The following is a 15,868-nucleotide window of genomic DNA, read 5'->3' as shown; positions in this document are numbered from 1 at the left end:
ACCGCATGGGCGGTCCGGGCCTCGCCCGTGCTGTTGAGAGCGGTCAGCGGCGGTGCTGCGAGTCAGCCACCGTCACCTCGACGCGCTGGAACTCCTTGAGGTCGCTGTACCCCGTCGTCGCCATCGCCCGGCGCAGCGCACCGAAGATGTTCATCGAGCCGTCGGGGGTGTGCGAAGGACCGGTGAGGACCTCCTCGGTCGTGCCGACGGAGCCCAGGTCCACCAGCTTGCCGCGCGGCACGTCCTCGTGGACGGCCTCCATGCCCCAGTGGCGGCCGCGGCCCGGCGCGTCCGTCGCACGGGCCAGCGGGGAGCCCATCATCACGGCGTCCGCACCACAGGCGATGGCCTTCGGCAGGTCGCCGGACCAGCCGACGCCGCCGTCCGCGATCACGTGCACGTACCGGCCGCCGGACTCGTCCATGTAGTCGCGGCGGGCCCCGGCCACATCGGCGACCGCGGTCGCCATCGGGACCTGGATGCCGAAGACGTTGCGCGTGGTGTGCGCGGCGCCGCCGCCGAAGCCGACGAGGACACCGGCCGCGCCGGTCCGCATCAGGTGCAGGGCCGCGGTGTACGTGGCGCAGCCGCCGACGATCACCGGGACGTCCAGCTCGTAGATGAACTGCTTGAGGTTGAGCGGCTCGGCCGCACCCGAGACGTGCTCGGCGGAGACCGTCGTACCGCGGATGACGAAGATGTCCACACCCGCGTCGACGACGGCCTTGGAGAACTGCGCGGTGCGCTGCGGGGAGAGCGCGGCGGCGGTGACGACACCGGAGTCGCGCACCTCCTTGATGCGCTGCCCGATCAGCTCCTCCTGGATCGGAGCGGAGTAGATCTCCTGGAGGCGGCGGGTCGCCGACTCCACGGGCATCTCGGCGATCTCGTCGAGCAGCGGCTGCGGGTCGGCGTGCCGGGTCCACAGGCCCTCGAGGTTGAGGACACCGAGGCCGCCCAGCTCACCGATATGGATCGCGGTCTGCGGGGAGACCACGGAGTCCATGGGAGCCGCCAGGAACGGCAGCTCGAAACGGTAGGCGTCGATCTGCCAGGCGATCGAGACCTCCTTCGGGTCGCGGGTACGACGGCTCGGAACGACGGCGATGTCGTCGAATGCGTACGCCCGGCGGCCGCGCTTGCCGCGCCCGATCTCGATCTCAGTCACGATGGTGTGGCCTTTCCCTCTACGTCTGCGTTGTCCAGTATCCCCGATACACGGCTGACGACCTCCCCCACGACAGGGAGCGGATCAGCGAGCGGCGTCATGCGGCTTCGATTGCAAGGCGGAGGAAGGAAGCGGATGGGTCTCCCCTGGTCGAGCGAAGCCGAGAGCTCGGGGAAGGAGCGTCGCTGACTGACGACAACGCCGCAAGCGGAGTCGCAGGGCGTCGGGAGCCCGCTCCCTGTCGTGGGGGAGGTCGTGAGGGGCGGTCCCGGGAACCCCGGGCCGCCCCTCAGCTGCGCTGTTGCGTTACTTCCTGCTGTAGTTCGGCGCCTCGACCGTCATCTGGATGTCGTGCGGGTGGCTCTCCTTGAGACCCGCCGAGGTGATCCGGACGAACCGGCCGTTGGCCTGGAGCTCCGGGACGGTGCGGCCGCCGACGTAGAACATCGACTGGCGCAGACCGCCGGTGAGCTGGTGGACGACCGCGGAGAGCGGGCCGCGGTAGGGGACCTGGCCCTCGATGCCCTCGGGGACCAGCTTCTCGTCGGAGGCGACGCCCTCCTGGAAGTAGCGGTCCTTGGAGAACGACTTGCGGTCGCCACGGGTCTGCATCGCGGCGAGCGAACCCATGCCGCGGTACGACTTGAACTGCTTGCCGTTGATGAAGAGCAGCTCGCCCGGGGACTCCTCGCAGCCCGCAAGCAGCGAGCCGAGCATCACGGTGTCCGCACCGGCCACCAGGGCCTTGGCTATGTCGCCGGAGTACTGCAGGCCGCCGTCGCCGATGACCGGGACACCGGCCGCCTTGGCGGCGAGCGAGGCCTCGTAGATCGCGGTGACCTGCGGGACACCGATGCCGGCGACGACGCGGGTGGTGCAGATGGAGCCGGGGCCGACGCCGACCTTGATGCCGTCGACGCCCGCGTCGATCAGCGCCTGGGCGCCGTCACGGGTGGCGATGTTGCCGCCGATGACGTCGACCGAGGAGTTCGACTTGATCTTGGCGACCATGTCGCCGACCAGCCGGGAGTGACCGTGGGCGGTGTCGACGACGATGAAGTCGACGCCCGCCTCGATGAGCGCCTGGGCCCGCTCGTACGCGTCGCCCGCGACACCGACGGCGGCGCCGACCAGCAGCCGGCCTTCCTTGTCCTTGGCGGCGTTCGGGTACTGCTCGGCCTTGACGAAGTCCTTGACGGTGATGAGGCCCTTGAGGACCCCCGCGTCGTCGACCAGCGGAAGCTTCTCGATCTTGTGGCGGCGCAGCAGCTCCATGGCGTCCATGCCGGAGATGCCGACCTTGCCGGTGACCAGCGGCATCGGCGTCATGACCTCGCGCACCTGGCGCGTACGGTCCGACTCGAATGCCATGTCACGGTTGGTGACGATGCCGAGCAGCTTGCCCGCGGCGTCGGTGACCGGGACACCGCTGATGCGGAATTTGGCACACAGCTCGTCGGCGTCGCGCAGTGTCGCGTCCGGGTGCACCGTGATCGGGTCGGTGACCATGCCGGACTCGGAGCGCTTCACCAGGTCGACCTGGTTGGCCTGGTCGGCGATGGAGAGGTTGCGGTGCAGCACACCGGCGCCGCCCTGCCGGGCCATGGCGATCGCCATGCGGGCCTCGGTGACCTTGTCCATCGCGGCGGAGAGCAGCGGGATGTTCACCCGCACGTTCTTGGAGATGTACGAAGAGGTATCGATCTGATCGGGCGCCATGTCGGACGCGCCGGGCAGCAGCAGCACGTCGTCGTATGTCAGCCCGAGTGTCGCGAATTTCTCGGGCACTCCGTCGACGTTTGCAGTCATGACACCTTCCCCAAATGGCCTTGATCGGTGCGGATGTCCATGCTAACGGCCTCCGGGGGTGTCTCATTCCACGAGCAAGATCACCTAGAGGTTCTGTAGCTTCGTACGGAACCTGGACAGGGCCCGGCTCACTGCTCCGCGAGGGCCCGCAGCCTGCTCAGCGCCCGGTGCTGGGCAACCCGGACGGCACCCGGCGACATGCCCAGCATCTGTCCGGTCTCCTCGGCGGTCAGACCGACCGCCACCCGCAGAACGAGCAGCTCACGCTGGTTGTCCGGGAGGTTGGCAAGAAGCTTCTTGGCCCAGGCCGCATCGCTGCTGAGCAGCGCGCGCTCCTCGGGCCCGAGCGAATCGTCCGGCCGCTCGGGCATCTCGTCGGAGGGGACGGCCGTCGATCCCGGGTGCCGCATGGCGGCCCGTTGGAGATCGGCGACCTTGTGGCCCGCGATGGCGAAGACAAAGGCTTCGAAGGGTCTGCCGGTGTCCTTGTAGCGCGGCAGCGCCATCAGCACCGCGACACAGACCTCCTGCGCCAGATCCTCCACGAAGTGGCGGGCATCACCGGGCAGCCGGTTCAGCCGGGACCTGCAGTAGCGCAGCGCGAGAGGGTGGACATGGGCCAGCAGATCATGGGTGGCCTGCGCGTCCCCCTCGACGGCGCGGTGCACCAGTGCACCGATCACCGTCGTCTCGTCGTCGCGCATCGGACCATGGTGCCCCGGAGCCGCGTCTTTCGCTCCGCCGCGTCCGTAGTTGTGCACCGAAGCGTTATGAGCGGGTGCGCCGGAAGTCATGCCCTGCGCCCTCCCCTTCCGCTCGACCGAATCGTTCCCGAGGAACTCCACATGTCAAGGATGCGGCATCGGCCGGGAAGCTTCACAAACCGTCGGTGCGGAGGGCACCACCGGCGGGGCGGAGCCCGCCCCGCGCGCGTCGGCCACATCACCCCGTCCGCCGGTGTGCGGACGGGGAATCGATCGGCTGCCGGCCATGGCCGGTCCTCAGCGGACCAGGCCCCAGCGGAAGCCGAGCGCCACGGCGTGCGCCCGGTCCGAGGCGCCGAGCTTCTTGAACAGACGCCTGGCGTGCGTCTTCACGGTGTCCTCGGAGAGGAACAGCTCACGGCCGATCTCGGCGTTCGAGCGGCCGTGACTCATTCCTTCGAGCACCTGGATCTCACGTGCGGTGAGCGTCGGCGCCGCTCCCATCTCGGCCGACCGCAGCCGGCGCGGGGCGAGCCGCCACGTCGGATCGGCCAGCGCCTGGGTGACGGTGGCCCGCAGCTCCGCGCGTGAGGCGTCCTTGTGCAGATAACCGCGGGCACCGGCGGCGACCGCGAGCGCGACACCGTCCAGGTCCTCGGCGACGGTCAGCATGATGATCCTGGCGCCGGGGTCGGCGGAGAGCAGCCGCCGGACCGTCTCCACACCCCCCAGACCGGGCATGCGTACGTCCATCAGAATCAGATCCGAACGGTCGGCGCCCCAGCGGCGGAGGACTTCCTCGCCGTTGGCCGCCGTCGTCACACGCTCGACGCCGGGCACGGTCGCGACCGCGCGACGGAGCGCTTCTCGGGCAAGCGGGGAGTCGTCGCAGACGAGGACGGATGTCATGACCGTCCTCCGCAGCTGATGCGCGTCACCTTGAGCCTCCAGGCTGTTACAAGTCGTCACCTGAGCGGTTGACGCTCTCGGACATCTGCCCGATCGCTTTTTCTGTCAACCGCCTACGCCCTCTCAACGACGGTCACTCGAAAGAGTTACGGGTCGGGCGGCCGGGTTCGGCACTCTACGTGAGGACCCGCACACGGAGGAGAGCGGCACGAGTCATCCAACCGTCAACCGAAACTTCACGTGAAGATATGCCTCATTTGGCGGGTTTTCTTCCCTTTTGCTGGTGTCTATGGCTAGATTCGCAATCAGTCATATTTACATCTACTTACACCGTAGATGTAAGTAGATGTAAATGTCATGAACACGGTCAGCAATGGACGACACCGACGATTCCGACTCAGCATGGTTTCGAGGAGACAAGCAATGGCAGATTTCTCCCGGCTTCCCGGACCCAACGCCGATCTGTGGGACTGGCAGCTGTTGGCGGCCTGCCGCGGGGTCGACAGCTCGCTGTTCTTCCACCCGGAGGGTGAACGCGGGGCGGCACGGAGCGCCCGCGAGAACTCGGCGAAAGAGGTCTGTATGCGATGCCCGGTACGTGCCGAGTGCGCAGCACACGCACTGGCGGTACGAGAGCCCTACGGAGTGTGGGGCGGACTGACCGAGGACGAACGCGAGGAGCTCATGGGGCGGGCCCGCAACCGGCTGATCGCGGCAGCGGCGCCGTCGGGCCTTCCGTCCCCGTCGGGGCACGGCTGATCACGCCGTCCCCCGCGCAACAAATACAAAAACGTTTCTGTACCTCACCCGGCCACCGAGGGGGCCGGGCCACAGGCAGGCCCCGCACTCAGCGGGAGGCCGCCAGGGACAGCCGGTCCAGGGTGGCCGCCACCGCCGGCACTTGGGCCAGGTCGGGCAGGGTCAGGGCGACGATCTCGCGCTCGATGGCCGGCTCGACCGTCACGGTGCGGGCCCCCTTGGGGCGTACCGACTCGATCGCCAGCTCCGGCAGTACGGCCACCCCGAGTCCGGCGCCGACCAGGCCGATCACTGCCGGGTAGTCGTCGGTGGCGAAGTCGATCCGGGGCGTGAAGCCGGACTTCTCACAGACCTCCACCAGCTGGCGGCGGCAGCGCGGACAGCCCGCGATCCACGACTCGTCGGCCAGCTCGGCGATACCGACCGCGGCCGAACCGGCAAGCCGGTGCCCCTCGGGGACCAGGCCGATCAGCCGGTCGGTGAGCAGCGGGCGTACGACCAGGTCCTCCCACTCCGCGCCGGAGGCGCCGTAACGGAACGCCAGCGCGATGTCGCAGTCGCCCTCGCGCAGCATCTCGACCGAACGCGGCGGCTCGGCCTCCACCAGGGAGACACGGGTGCCGGGGTGGGCCGCGCGCAGCGCCGCGAGGGCGCCGGGGACCAGCGTGGAGCTGCCACTGGGGAACGAGACGAGCCGGACCCGGCCGGCCCGCAGTCCGGCGATGGCGGCGACCTCCTCCTCGGCGGCGGTGAGCCCGGCCAGGATTCCGGAGGCGTGCCGGACGAGGGCCTCCCCCGCCTGGGTGAGCCTCATCTCGCGTCCCGTACGGATCAGCAGGGTGGTCCCCGCAGAGACTTCCAGGGCCTTCATCTGCTGGCTGACCGCCGGCTGGGTGCAGCCCAGTTCGCGGGCGGCGGCGGAGAACGAGCCAGTGGCGGCCACGGCGCGCAGGACACGGAGATGACGAGCTTCGATCACCCTTCAACCATAAGCGGCTCTTGGGACGGGTGCGAATTATTGATGCGCATCTTTGAGGGTGAAGTGGCTAGCGTCCTCCGCATGAAGCCGATGAAGCCGATGAAGCCGATGAAGCCGATGAAGCTGCTGACCGTGAATGTGGGACGGCCCGAGGCCGTCGACTACACCGATGCCCCCGGCGGCGCGACCGGGATCGACAAGCAGCCTGCCGACGGTCCCATACGCGTTACCGACCCCGGCCCCAAGGGCACTGGCGGCAGTGGCCTGGCCGGGGACGCGGTGTGCGATCTGCGCCATCACGGCGGCTCCGACCAGGCGGTGTACGCATTCGCCCGCGAGGAACTCGACGTCTGGGAGCGGGAGCTGGGCCGCCCGCTGGCCAATGGCGCGTTCGGCGAGAACCTGACGACCAGCGGTCTGGACGTGAGCGGCGCGAAGATCGGCGAGCGCTGGCGGATCGGCCCCGATCTGGTGCTGGAGGTCACGTCGAGCCGGATTCCCTGCCGTACGTTCGCCGGTCATGTCGACGAGAAGCGCTGGGTCAAGCGGTTCACGCAGGCGGCTGCCCCGGGTGCCTATCTGCGGGTGATCGAGCCGGGCGAGATCCGCGCCGGGGACCCGGTCGAGATAGCGCACCGGCCCGACCACGACGTCACCGTGCAGCTGGACTTCCTGGCCTCGACGACGCGACGGGAGCTGCTCCCGAAGCTGCTCGCGGCCGGGGAAGCGCTGCATCCCGAGACGCTGCGTGCCGCTCTGAAGTACGTGGAGACGGAGGCGGCGGACGACTGATCGCGGCGTGCCGGACAGGCACTAACGTGCCGCATATGACAACTGCACTGATTACGGGCGCGACCGCAGGGATCGGAGCCGCCTTCGCGCGGCGGCTCGCGGCCGATGGGCACAACCTGGTGCTGGTGGCGCGCAGCACCGAGCGGCTGCGCGAGCAGGCGACCGAGCTGCACGACCGGCACGGTATCGAGGCCGAGGTGCTGACGGCCGACCTGTCCGAGGACAAGGGGATCGCCGCGGTCGAGGCCCGGTTGACGGACCGTCACCAGCCGGTCGATCTACTGGTCAACAACGCCGGGTTCGGCAACAAGGGCCGCTATCTGGATGTGCCCATGACCGATGAGCTGAACATGCTGAAGGTGCACTGCGAGGCGGTGCTGCGGCTGACTTCGGCGGCGGCGGCCGGGATGCGGGAGCGCGGGCGGGGCGGGGTCGTCAATGTGGCCTCGGTGGCGGCGTTCGTGCCGCGCGGGACGTACGGCGCGTCCAAGGCATGGATCGTGCAGTTCACCCAGGGCGCGGCGAAGGACCTGGCCGGTTCGGGGGTGCGGCTGATGGCTCTGTGCCCCGGCTTCGTACGGACCGAGTTCCACGAGCGGGCCGGGATGGGGACCGGCAACATCCCGGGCTGGATGTGGCTCGACGCGGACAAGCTGGTGGCGGCGGCCCTGGCGGACCTGGCGCGCGGTAGGTCGGTCTCGGTCCCGGACCCGCGGTACAAGGCGTTGATGGGGCTTGTGAAGGTGACGCCGCGCGGCCTGCTCGGAGGGGTCGCCGCCAAGACAGGCCGCAAGTACGGACCTCAGTGAGAGTGGGCGGCGGTACGTGATGCTTGAGCGCCGCGGCCCGCGCAGGAACCGGTGTGGGCCTCCACGCCGCCGCCCCAGCAGTTCTTCCACGCCTGCACGTACGTTTTTGAGCACTGCCTGCGCGGCCCGGGCGGGGAGAACGGCGAGGAAGTCGATGTCCTTGCGGGCCTGGCGCATCGCGGCATCCGCGTTCGCCAGGGCCCGCTGGCCCCTTGGCATCATCTGCCGGCAGCGTGCGCCTGCTCGTCGAGTTTGCTTGAGGGCAGGAGCCGGGGCGAGCCCGGGCACGATGCCCGATGTGCCGCTTCGCTACTGTCTGCTCGCTCATGAACGTCCCGACACCAGCCAGTCCTTGCGCTCACACAGACTCTTTACCGCCGAAGGCGATCACCGGCCCCACTCCAACCGGATTGGCGGTGACGCGATGTCTCACAATTCCTCCGTACGAACAGTCAGGGACGGGACGAGTCGGCATCGCCGGAATCCTGGGCTCGGATTGATCGAACGTCAATGGATTGCGTTTGAATGATCGAAACTCCCATCGTTCGATCACGTTGGTCTAGGGTCGGACGAAGGCCCCGGCGCCGGCCGGACCGGAGGCCGGGCCACACACTGCGAGGGGACTGCTGCCGTGCGCGAAAGTGCTGTTGAACGTCATGACCGCCTGCTGGGGCTGGTACGGGAACGGGGCTCGGCCCGGGTCTCGGATCTGGCCTCGCAGCTGGGGGTCTCTCCCGTCACAGTGCGCCGGGACGTGGAGGAGCTGGCCGGCCGGGGCCTGCTCGACCGGGTCCACGGTTCGGTGTCCTGGCCGCAGGACGCCGCCCCCTCCGCCACAGCGGGGCCCGGTGGCACCGGCCTGGTCCTCGGCATGCTCGCACCCTCGTCGACCTACTACTTCGCCGAGGTCATCCGTGGAGCGCACGAGGCCGCAGCCAGGGCGGGCGCCCGGCTGATCCTGCGGATCTCCGACTACCGGCCGCAGGAGGACCACGCCCGCACCGAGGGCCTGCTCTCCGCGGGCGCCGAGGGGCTCCTGGTCGCGCCGGGCTGGCAGCACCCCGGCGACCCCGCCACGTTCGGCGACTGGATCGCCTCGCTGCCCGTGCCGACCGTCCTGCTGGAGCGCAGGCCCACCGCGGGCTCCCCGCTGGACGGCCTGGACCGGGTCTGCTCGGACCACGCGCACGGGGTGCTGCTCGCCGTACGCCACCTGGTGGATCTCGGGCACGGGGCGCCGCTGCTGATGGCCCGTGCAGACTCCCCGACCGCCGTCGCAGTGCGGTCCGGGTACGAGGAGGCCCTGGCCGTGCTCGGGCTGCGCGCACCGCAGGACGTGATCGATTCCGTACCGGCCGAACTCGCTCCGCACGCGTTCGAACAGGCCGTGCAGGCGCTGCGCGAGGCGGTCCACTCGGGGGTGGCGACGGCAGCGCTGATCCACAACGACGTGGACGCGATCCAGGTGGTGCAGCGCCTGGCCGAGCTGAGCGTACGGGTGCCGGACGATCTGGCGCTGATCGCGTACGACGACGAGGTGGCGGCCCTCGCCGACACCCCGCTCACGGCGGTAGCACCGCCCAAGCGCGAAGTGGGCCGCCATGCGACGGAACTGCTGGTGGAGCGGCTCGGCCAGGGCGCGGACATGCCCCGGCGGCATCTGACGCTGCTCCCGCAGCTGCGGGTCAGGGACTCGTGCGGAGCGCCGCTCTCGTAGGCGGTGAAGCAGGCGTTGAAGCAGGCGTTCCCGCAGACCTCGCGCCCCCTCCCGCAGGCATTCCACCCACTTCCGTACGTAACTTATCTGATCTTTTTTCGATCAATCGCTCTTTCGCTCTTGACTTCGGTCACGGCTGGTCCAAGGATCACGGCCAACGCCAATGTCGTCGCCTGTTCAGGAGCCTCGCTGTGAGCCGCAGTTCGAGCAGAACGTCCCTCGCCGTAGTCGGCGCCGCCACCGCCCTCGCCGTTCTCACGGCTTGTGGCGGCAGCGGCGACAGTGCCGCCGCCGGAAGCGGCGGCAAGCCCGTCAGCATCACCTTCTGGGGCTGGACCAAGGGGTCCAAGGAGGTCGTTGACGCGTTCAACGCCTCGCACAAGAACATCAAGGTGGTGTACGAGGAGATCCCGTCCGGCAACGCGGGCGGCTACGCCAAGATCTCCAACGCGGTGAAGGCGGGCAACGCCCCCGACCTGGTCTCCATCGAGTACCCGCAGCTTCCGGAGTACGTCAGTCAGGGCGCGCTCCAGGACATCGGCCAGTACTTCACCGACGACATCAAGAAGAAGCTGCTGCCGCAGGCGGTCGAGCTGACGACGCTCGGCGGCAAGAACTGGGCCGTTCCGTTCGACGCCTCGCCGCAGTCCTTCTACTACCGCAAGGACCTGTTCGAGAAGTACGGCGTCGAGGTCCCCAAGACCTGGGACGAGTTCCGCAAGGCCGCCGAGAAGATCAAGAAGGCCGACAAGAAGGCCCGTATCGGCACCTTCTTCCCCGACGACCCGACCACGTTCCAGGCGATGGCCTGGCAGGCCGGCGCCCAGTGGTTCAAGCCCGAGGGCGACACCTGGAAGCTCAGCACGGCCGACGCTGCCACCAACAAGGTCGCCGACTACTGGCAGGGCCTGCTCGACGACGACCTGATCCGCGCGAACGCCTCGTTCAGCCCCGAGTGGACCAACTCCCTGAAGAGCGGCGGCACCGTCGGCTACCTCGGCGCCGCCTGGGGCGCGGGCGTCCTCAAGGGCACGCTGCCCGAGCAGAGCGGCAAGTGGGCCGTCGCCCCGATGCCCAGCTGGGACGGCAAGCCGGCCAGCGGCATGCTCGGCGGCTCCACCTTCGCGGTGACGAAGACCAGCAAGAAGGCCGAGGCCGCGGTCGAGTTCGCCACCTGGATGTCGACCACCGAGGAAGGCATCAAGGCCCGCATCGAGTCCGGCACTTCGAGCGCCTTCCCGGCCGCGGCGGCGCTGCGCCCGGTGGCGAAGAAGGCCTTCGACGCGGACTTCTACGGCGGCGAGGACATCTACCAGGTGTTCGAGGACGCCGCGACGTCCATCGGCCCCGACTGGAACTGGGGCCCGACGACCGGCACGACGAACACCACCATCAAGGACCAGTTCGGCAAGGTCGCCAGCAGCGGCACCACCATCAAGGACGCGGTGAAGGCCGGACACGACGCCACGGTCGCCGAGCTGAAGAAGCGCGGTCTGAAGGTCGAGGACGCAGGCTGATGAAGCGCGCCCGGACGACCAGAGCCGCCGCCATCCTGCTGGGGCCCTTCTTCGTACTGTTCACCGTGGCCATGGTGCTGCCGATCGGATACGCGGTCTGGCTCAGCCTGTTCACCGAGAAACAGTCCGGCCTGGGCTTCGGCGGCACCGAGACCGTCTTCAGCGGACTCGACAACTACACGGCGGCCCTGGGCGACCGGGCGTTCCGCGAGGGCTTCGGCGTACTCCTCGGATACTGCCTGTTCTACATTCCGCTGCTGCTCATCGGGGCCCTCGCCCTCGCCCTGCTGCTGGACTCCGCACTGGCCCGCGCCCGCCGGTTCTTCCAGCTCGCGCTCTTCCTGCCGCACGCCGTGCCCGGCATCATCGCCGCGCTGATCTGGGTCTACCTCTACACACCCCAGCTCAGCCCGGTGGTCAGCGCCATGGAGTCCGGCGGAATCGGCTTCGACTTCTTCTCACCCGAGGGCGCCCTCCCCTCCATCGTCAACATCGCCCTGTGGGAGTGGCTCGGCTACAACATGGTGATCTTCTACGCCGCGTTGCAGGCCATCGACCGCTCCGTACTCGAAGCGGCCACGGTCGACGGGGCCGGTGCCTGGCGCGTCGCACTCAGCATCAAGGTTCCGCTGATCCGCGCCTCGGTCGTGATGGTCGCGCTGTTCACGGTCATCGGCTCGCTCCAGCTGTTCACCGAGCCACTGATCCTCAACAAGGGGACCGGGTCCGCCGTCACGTCCACCTGGACGCCGAACATGTACGCGTACACCGCGGCCTTCGAACGCAACGACTACGGTCTCGCCGCGGCCTCCTCCATCCTGCTGGCGCTCACGGCCGCGCTGCTGTCCTTCGTCGTCACCCGCTTCACCGGCCGGAAGGGCAAGAAAGCATGAACTCCCCCGCCTCACGCGGCCGCTGGATGTCGAAGACCGCGGTCAACGGCTTCCTTCTGCTCGCCGTCGTCTACATGCTCTTCCCGCTCGTCTGGTTGGTCACCGCCGCCACGAAGGACACCGGCGATCTGCTCGCGGGCAACGCCTTCTCCTTCGAGGGCTTCAACCTCGGCGAGAATCTGTCGGACCTGGCCTCCTACGGCGACGGCATCTACTTCCGCTGGTACCTCAACAGCCTCTTCTACGCGGGCGGCGGGGCGATCGTCTGCTCGCTGATCTGTGTCGCCGCGGGGTACGCCTTCGACAAGTACGAATTCCGGGGCAAGGAGAAGCTGTTCGGCCTCGTGCTGATGGGCGTGCTCGTCCCCACCACGGCGCTCGCCCTGCCGATGTATCTCCTGGCCTCCAAGACCGGCCTGGTCAACACCTACTGGTCCGTACTGATCCCGGTGCTCGTCAACCCGTTCGGCGTGTATCTCGCCCGGGTGTTCAGCACCGGCTACATACCGAACGAGGCCCTGGAGGCCGCCCGTATCGACGGGGCCGGCGAGCTGCGCGTCTTCTGGTCCATCGGGCTGCGCATGGTCATGCCGGGCTTCGTGACCGTCTTCCTCTTTCAGTTCACCGCGATCTGGAACAACTTCTTCCTCCCCCTCGTGATGCTCTCGGACCGTAAGCTCTTCCCGCTGAGTCTCGGTCTGTACTCCTGGAACACCAACACCCACGGCGAGCCGAGCTTCTATCCGCTCGTCGTCACCGGCTCTCTCCTCGCCGTCATCCCCCTGATCGTCGCCTTCGTCTCGCTGCAGCGGCACTGGAAGGCCGGTCTGACCGCCGGCAGCGTCAAGTGACTCTCGCGCGAGACCTGAGGAGTACGAATTCCACCATGCCCCACGCCACTGACAACCGGCCGACGGCCCTGCTCGCGATGGGCCCCGGCATCGCCGGACGCCTCCTCGCCGACCGCCACCGCACCCGGCTGGCGGCCCTCACCCGTACCGATCCACACCTCGTCGCCCACGACTTGGCCGACCCGACGCCCGAAGTGGCCGCCGCGCTCGCCGATGCCGAGGTGCTGTTCACCTGCTGGGGTGCGACGCCGCTCACCGCCGAGGTGCTGGCGGCCGCGCCCCGGCTGCGGGCCGTGGTGCACGCTGCCGGTTCCGTGAAGCATCACATCACGGACGCCTGCTGGGGGCGCGGGATCGCCGTCACCTCGGCGGCCGGGGCCAACGCGCTGCCGGTCGCCGAATTCACGCTCGCCGCGATCCTCTTCGCGGGCAAGCGCATCCTGCACTCCGCGGACCGCTATCGCGCCCTGCGCACCGACCACGACTGGCTCGCGGAGCTCGATGGCTCCGGCAACTACCGCCGCACGGTCGGCATCGTCGGTGCCTCCCGCATCGGCCGGCGCGTGATCGAGCTGCTGCGCCCCTTCGACCTGGACGTCCTGCTGTACGACCCGTACGTGGACGGTCCGGAGGCGGCGCGGCTCGGTGTACGGCTCACCTCGCTCGACGAGCTGTGTGCGAGCAGCTCGGTCGTATCGGTGCACGCGCCGCAGCTGCCACAGACGCACCACATGATCGGCGCGGCACAGCTGTCGGCCATGGCCACCGGGGCGACCCTGATCAACACGGCGCGGGGATCGCTGATCGACGAGGAGGCGCTGCTGCCCGAGCTGACGACCGGTCGGCTGCACGCGGTGCTGGATGTGACGGAGCCCGAACTTCCGCCTGCGCACTCACCGTTGTACGACCTGCCGAATGTGCTGCTCACTCCGCATGTCGCGGGTTCGCTGGGCGGCGAGCTGCACCGGATGGCCGACCAGGCGCTGGATGAGTTGGAGCGGTTCGCGGCCGGCCTGCCCTTCGCGGATGCGGTCCGAGCGGGAGCGCTGCCGCACTCGGCGTGACGGGGGGCTTTGTCCCCTGCCCGCCTCTTCCCGGCAGTGTCGTCGGCAGTGTCGATGGGCGGCTTTGCCGCATGGGGGATCGCCCCGGCCCCGGCCCCGGCCCTCGAACGCCGGACGGGCTTGATCTGACAGCCCGAGGCCCGGTACCCCACGACGGGGTACCGGGCCTCAGTGGCTGAGCAGAGCTACACGCTAGTGCGAGTGGCCGTGGCCGCCGTGGCCGGCCTCGGCCTCTTCCTCGGCCGGCTTCTCGACGACCAGCGTCTCGGTCGTGAGCAGCAGCGACGCGATGGACGCGGCGTTCTCCAGCGCGGAGCGGGTGACCTTGACCGGGTCGATGACGCCGGCCTTCACCAGGTCGCCGTACTCGCCGGTCGCGGCGTTGAAGCCCTGGCCCTTGTCGAGATCGGCGACCTTCGAGGTGATGACGTAACCCTCGAGGCCCGCGTTCTCGGCGATCCAGCGCAGCGGCTCGACGGCGGCGCGGCGCACGACCGCGACACCGGTGGCCTCGTCGCCGGTCTTGTCGAGGTTGCCCTCGAGAACCTTGACGGCGTGGACCAGAGCGGAGCCACCACCGGAGACGATGCCCTCCTCGACCGCGGCGCGGGTCGCGGAGATGGCGTCCTCCAGACGGTGCTTCTTCTCCTTGAGCTCCACCTCGGTGGCGGCACCGACACGGATCACGCACACGCCGCCGGCCAGCTTCGCGAGGCGCTCCTGGAGCTTCTCGCGGTCCCAGTCGGAGTCCGTGGCCTCGATCTCGGCCTTGATCTGGTTGACCCGGCCCTTGACGTCGCCGGGCTCGCCGCCGCCGTCCACGATCGTCGTGTCGTCCTTGGAGACGGTGACGCGGCGGGCGGTGCCCAGCACGTCCAGACCGGCCTGGTCGAGCTTGAGGCCGACCTCCTCGGCGATGACGGTCGCACCGGTGAGGGTGGCGATGTCGCCGAGCATGGCCTTGCGGCGGTCACCGAAGCCCGGGGCCTTCACCGCGACGGCGTTGAAGGTGCCACGGATCTTGTTGACGACGAGGGTCGACAGCGCCTCGCCCTCGACGTCCTCGGCGATGATCAGCAGCGGCTTGGAGCCACCGGCCTGGATGACCTTCTCCAGCAGCGGGAGCAGCTCCTGGATCGAGCCGATCTTGCCCTGGTGGATCAGGATGTACGGGTCGTCGAGGACGGCCTCCATACGCTCCTGGTCGGTCACCATGTACGGGGACAGGTAGCCCTTGTCGAAGGCCATGCCCTCGGTGAAGTCGAGGTCCAGACCGAAGGTGTTGGACTCCTCGACGGTGATGACACCGTCCTTGCCGACCTTGTCCATCGCGTCCGCGATGAGCTCGCCGACCTGCGGGTCCTGCGCGGAGAGCGCGGCCACGGCGGCGATGTCGGTCTTGTCGTCGATCGGGCGGGCGGTCGCGAGGAGCTCCTCGGACACGGCCTTGACCGCGGCGTCGATGCCCTTCTTCAGGGCGGCCGGGGAAGCACCCGCGGCGACGTTGCGCAGACCCTCGCGGACGAGCGCCTGGGCCAGCACGGTGGCGGTGGTCGTACCGTCACCCGCCACGTCGTTGGTCTTGGTCGCCACCTCCTTCACCAGCTGGGCACCGAGGTTCTCGTACGGGTCGTCGAGCTCGACCTCGCGCGCGATGGTGACACCGTCGTTGGTGATGGTGGGAGCGCCGAACTTCTTGTCGATGACGACGTTGCGGCCCTTGGGGCCGATCGTCACCTTGACCGTGTCGGCAAGCTTGTTGACGCCGCGCTCAAGGGCGCGACGGGCGTCCTCGTCGAACTTCAGGATCTTCGCCATGGCAGCTGAGCTTTCCTCTCAAACGAACTGCGCCCCCGACCACCCGGCTGGTTATTCGCAGGGGGCCAGGGGCGCAGAA

General features: G+C 69.0%; 14 protein-coding genes. 8 read left to right on the top strand and 6 right to left on the bottom strand.

Translation table 11 applies throughout. From position 1 onward, the window contains the following. Nucleotides 1-43 precede the first annotated feature (43 nt). The 4 genes from ABTZ94_RS15090 to ABTZ94_RS15075 form a co-directional block, all read right to left on the bottom strand. Complete coding sequence (locus ABTZ94_RS15090; protein WP_326767276.1) at nucleotides 44-1,168, bottom strand: GuaB3 family IMP dehydrogenase-related protein; 1,125 nt, start codon at nucleotides 1,166-1,168, stop codon at nucleotides 44-46. A 306-nt stretch (nucleotides 1,169-1,474) separates the two neighbouring features. Further along, nucleotides 1,475-2,977 carry an IMP dehydrogenase gene (gene guaB, locus ABTZ94_RS15085; protein WP_351201154.1) on the bottom strand — a complete coding sequence of 501 codons (1,503 nt, stop codon included), beginning with the start codon at nucleotides 2,975-2,977 and terminating at the stop codon, nucleotides 1,475-1,477. A 128-nt stretch (nucleotides 2,978-3,105) separates the two neighbouring features. Further along, nucleotides 3,106-3,681, bottom strand: a complete 576-nt coding sequence (locus ABTZ94_RS15080) for a sigma-70 family RNA polymerase sigma factor (RefSeq protein WP_093893485.1) — start codon at nucleotides 3,679-3,681, stop codon at nucleotides 3,106-3,108. A gap of 297 nt (nucleotides 3,682-3,978) precedes the next feature. After that, on the bottom strand, nucleotides 3,979-4,590 hold the full coding sequence (locus tag ABTZ94_RS15075; protein ID WP_003948568.1) for a response regulator transcription factor: 612 nt from the start codon (nucleotides 4,588-4,590) through the stop codon (nucleotides 3,979-3,981). Nucleotides 4,591-5,013: 423 nt separating this feature from the next. On the opposite strand from ABTZ94_RS15075, the gene ABTZ94_RS15070 reads away from it, so the two are divergent. Beyond that, on the top strand, nucleotides 5,014-5,349 hold the full coding sequence (locus ABTZ94_RS15070) for a WhiB family transcriptional regulator (RefSeq protein WP_093893461.1): 336 nt from the start codon (nucleotides 5,014-5,016) through the stop codon (nucleotides 5,347-5,349). A gap of 88 nt (nucleotides 5,350-5,437) precedes the next feature. On the opposite strand, the gene ABTZ94_RS15065 is transcribed toward ABTZ94_RS15070, so the two are convergent. Then, a complete protein-coding gene (locus tag ABTZ94_RS15065) occupies nucleotides 5,438-6,328 on the bottom strand; it encodes a LysR family transcriptional regulator (protein WP_351201151.1) in 891 nt (296 codons plus the stop codon). A gap of 117 nt (nucleotides 6,329-6,445) precedes the next feature. On the opposite strand from ABTZ94_RS15065, the gene ABTZ94_RS15060 reads away from it, so the two are divergent. The 7 genes from ABTZ94_RS15060 (at nucleotide 6,446) to ABTZ94_RS15030 (ending at nucleotide 13,971) form a co-directional block, all read left to right on the top strand. Beyond that, a complete protein-coding gene (locus ABTZ94_RS15060) occupies nucleotides 6,446-7,120 on the top strand; it encodes an MOSC domain-containing protein (RefSeq protein ID WP_351201158.1) in 675 nt (224 codons plus the stop codon). A 35-nt stretch (nucleotides 7,121-7,155) separates the two neighbouring features. Beyond that, entirely contained in the window at nucleotides 7,156-7,929 is a 774-nt protein-coding gene (locus ABTZ94_RS15055) for an SDR family NAD(P)-dependent oxidoreductase (RefSeq protein WP_351201149.1), read from the top strand. Between the two features lie 631 nt (nucleotides 7,930-8,560). Beyond that, a complete protein-coding gene (locus ABTZ94_RS15050) occupies nucleotides 8,561-9,646 on the top strand; it encodes a LacI family DNA-binding transcriptional regulator (RefSeq protein ID WP_351201147.1) in 1,086 nt (361 codons plus the stop codon). A 191-nt stretch (nucleotides 9,647-9,837) separates the two neighbouring features. Next, the gene (locus tag ABTZ94_RS15045) at nucleotides 9,838-11,163 is read left to right on the top strand and encodes an ABC transporter substrate-binding protein (protein WP_351201145.1); all 1,326 of its coding nucleotides are present in this window, start codon (nucleotides 9,838-9,840) and stop codon (nucleotides 11,161-11,163) included. Then, complete coding sequence (locus ABTZ94_RS15040) at nucleotides 11,163-12,056, top strand: carbohydrate ABC transporter permease (RefSeq protein ID WP_351201143.1); 894 nt, start codon at nucleotides 11,163-11,165, stop codon at nucleotides 12,054-12,056. Before ABTZ94_RS15045 ends, ABTZ94_RS15040 begins: the two co-directional genes overlap by 1 nt. After that, nucleotides 12,053-12,907, top strand: coding sequence for a carbohydrate ABC transporter permease (locus ABTZ94_RS15035; protein ID WP_351201141.1), 855 nt, complete (start codon nucleotides 12,053-12,055; stop codon nucleotides 12,905-12,907). The genes ABTZ94_RS15040 and ABTZ94_RS15035 overlap by 4 nt, the downstream gene beginning before the upstream one ends. A 35-nt stretch (nucleotides 12,908-12,942) precedes the next feature. Continuing rightward, nucleotides 12,943-13,971 (top strand): hydroxyacid dehydrogenase, encoded by a 1,029-nt coding sequence (locus ABTZ94_RS15030; RefSeq protein ID WP_351201139.1) that lies wholly within the window; start codon nucleotides 12,943-12,945, stop codon nucleotides 13,969-13,971. A 192-nt stretch (nucleotides 13,972-14,163) separates the two neighbouring features. On the opposite strand, the gene groL is transcribed toward ABTZ94_RS15030, so the two are convergent. Continuing rightward, nucleotides 14,164-15,789 (bottom strand): chaperonin GroEL, encoded by a 1,626-nt coding sequence (gene groL / locus ABTZ94_RS15025; protein WP_351201137.1) that lies wholly within the window; start codon nucleotides 15,787-15,789, stop codon nucleotides 14,164-14,166. Between the last annotated feature and the right edge of the window lie 79 nt (nucleotides 15,790-15,868).

Origin of the sequence: Streptomyces sp. NPDC002785 (assembly GCF_040295565.1) — a bacterium.
GTDB lineage: Bacteria > Actinomycetota > Actinomycetes > Streptomycetales > Streptomycetaceae > Streptomyces.
This window is presented reverse-complemented; position numbering and strand designations above follow the sequence as displayed.

Bases quoted from the DNA above. Each gene is read 5' to 3' on its own strand.
- ABTZ94_RS15070 (WP_093893461.1), top strand. From the start codon at position 5,014: ATGGCAGATTTCTCCCGGCTTCCCGGACCCAACGCCGATCTGTGGGAC.
- ABTZ94_RS15080 (WP_093893485.1), bottom strand. From the start codon at position 3,681: ATGCGCGACGACGAGACGACGGTGATCGGTGCACTGGTGCACCGCGCC.
- ABTZ94_RS15035 (WP_351201141.1), top strand. From the start codon at position 12,053: ATGAACTCCCCCGCCTCACGCGGCCGCTGGATGTCGAAGACCGCGGTC.
- ABTZ94_RS15060 (WP_351201158.1), top strand. From the start codon at position 6,446: ATGAAGCTGCTGACCGTGAATGTGGGACGGCCCGAGGCCGTCGACTAC.
- ABTZ94_RS15040 (WP_351201143.1), top strand. From the start codon at position 11,163: ATGAAGCGCGCCCGGACGACCAGAGCCGCCGCCATCCTGCTGGGGCCC.
- ABTZ94_RS15030 (WP_351201139.1), top strand. From the start codon at position 12,943: ATGCCCCACGCCACTGACAACCGGCCGACGGCCCTGCTCGCGATGGGC.
- groL (WP_351201137.1), bottom strand. From the start codon at position 15,789: ATGGCGAAGATCCTGAAGTTCGACGAGGACGCCCGTCGCGCCCTTGAG.
- ABTZ94_RS15075 (WP_003948568.1), bottom strand. From the start codon at position 4,590: ATGACATCCGTCCTCGTCTGCGACGACTCCCCGCTTGCCCGAGAAGCG.
- ABTZ94_RS15055 (WP_351201149.1), top strand. From the start codon at position 7,156: ATGACAACTGCACTGATTACGGGCGCGACCGCAGGGATCGGAGCCGCC.
- guaB (WP_351201154.1), bottom strand. From the start codon at position 2,977: ATGACTGCAAACGTCGACGGAGTGCCCGAGAAATTCGCGACACTCGGG.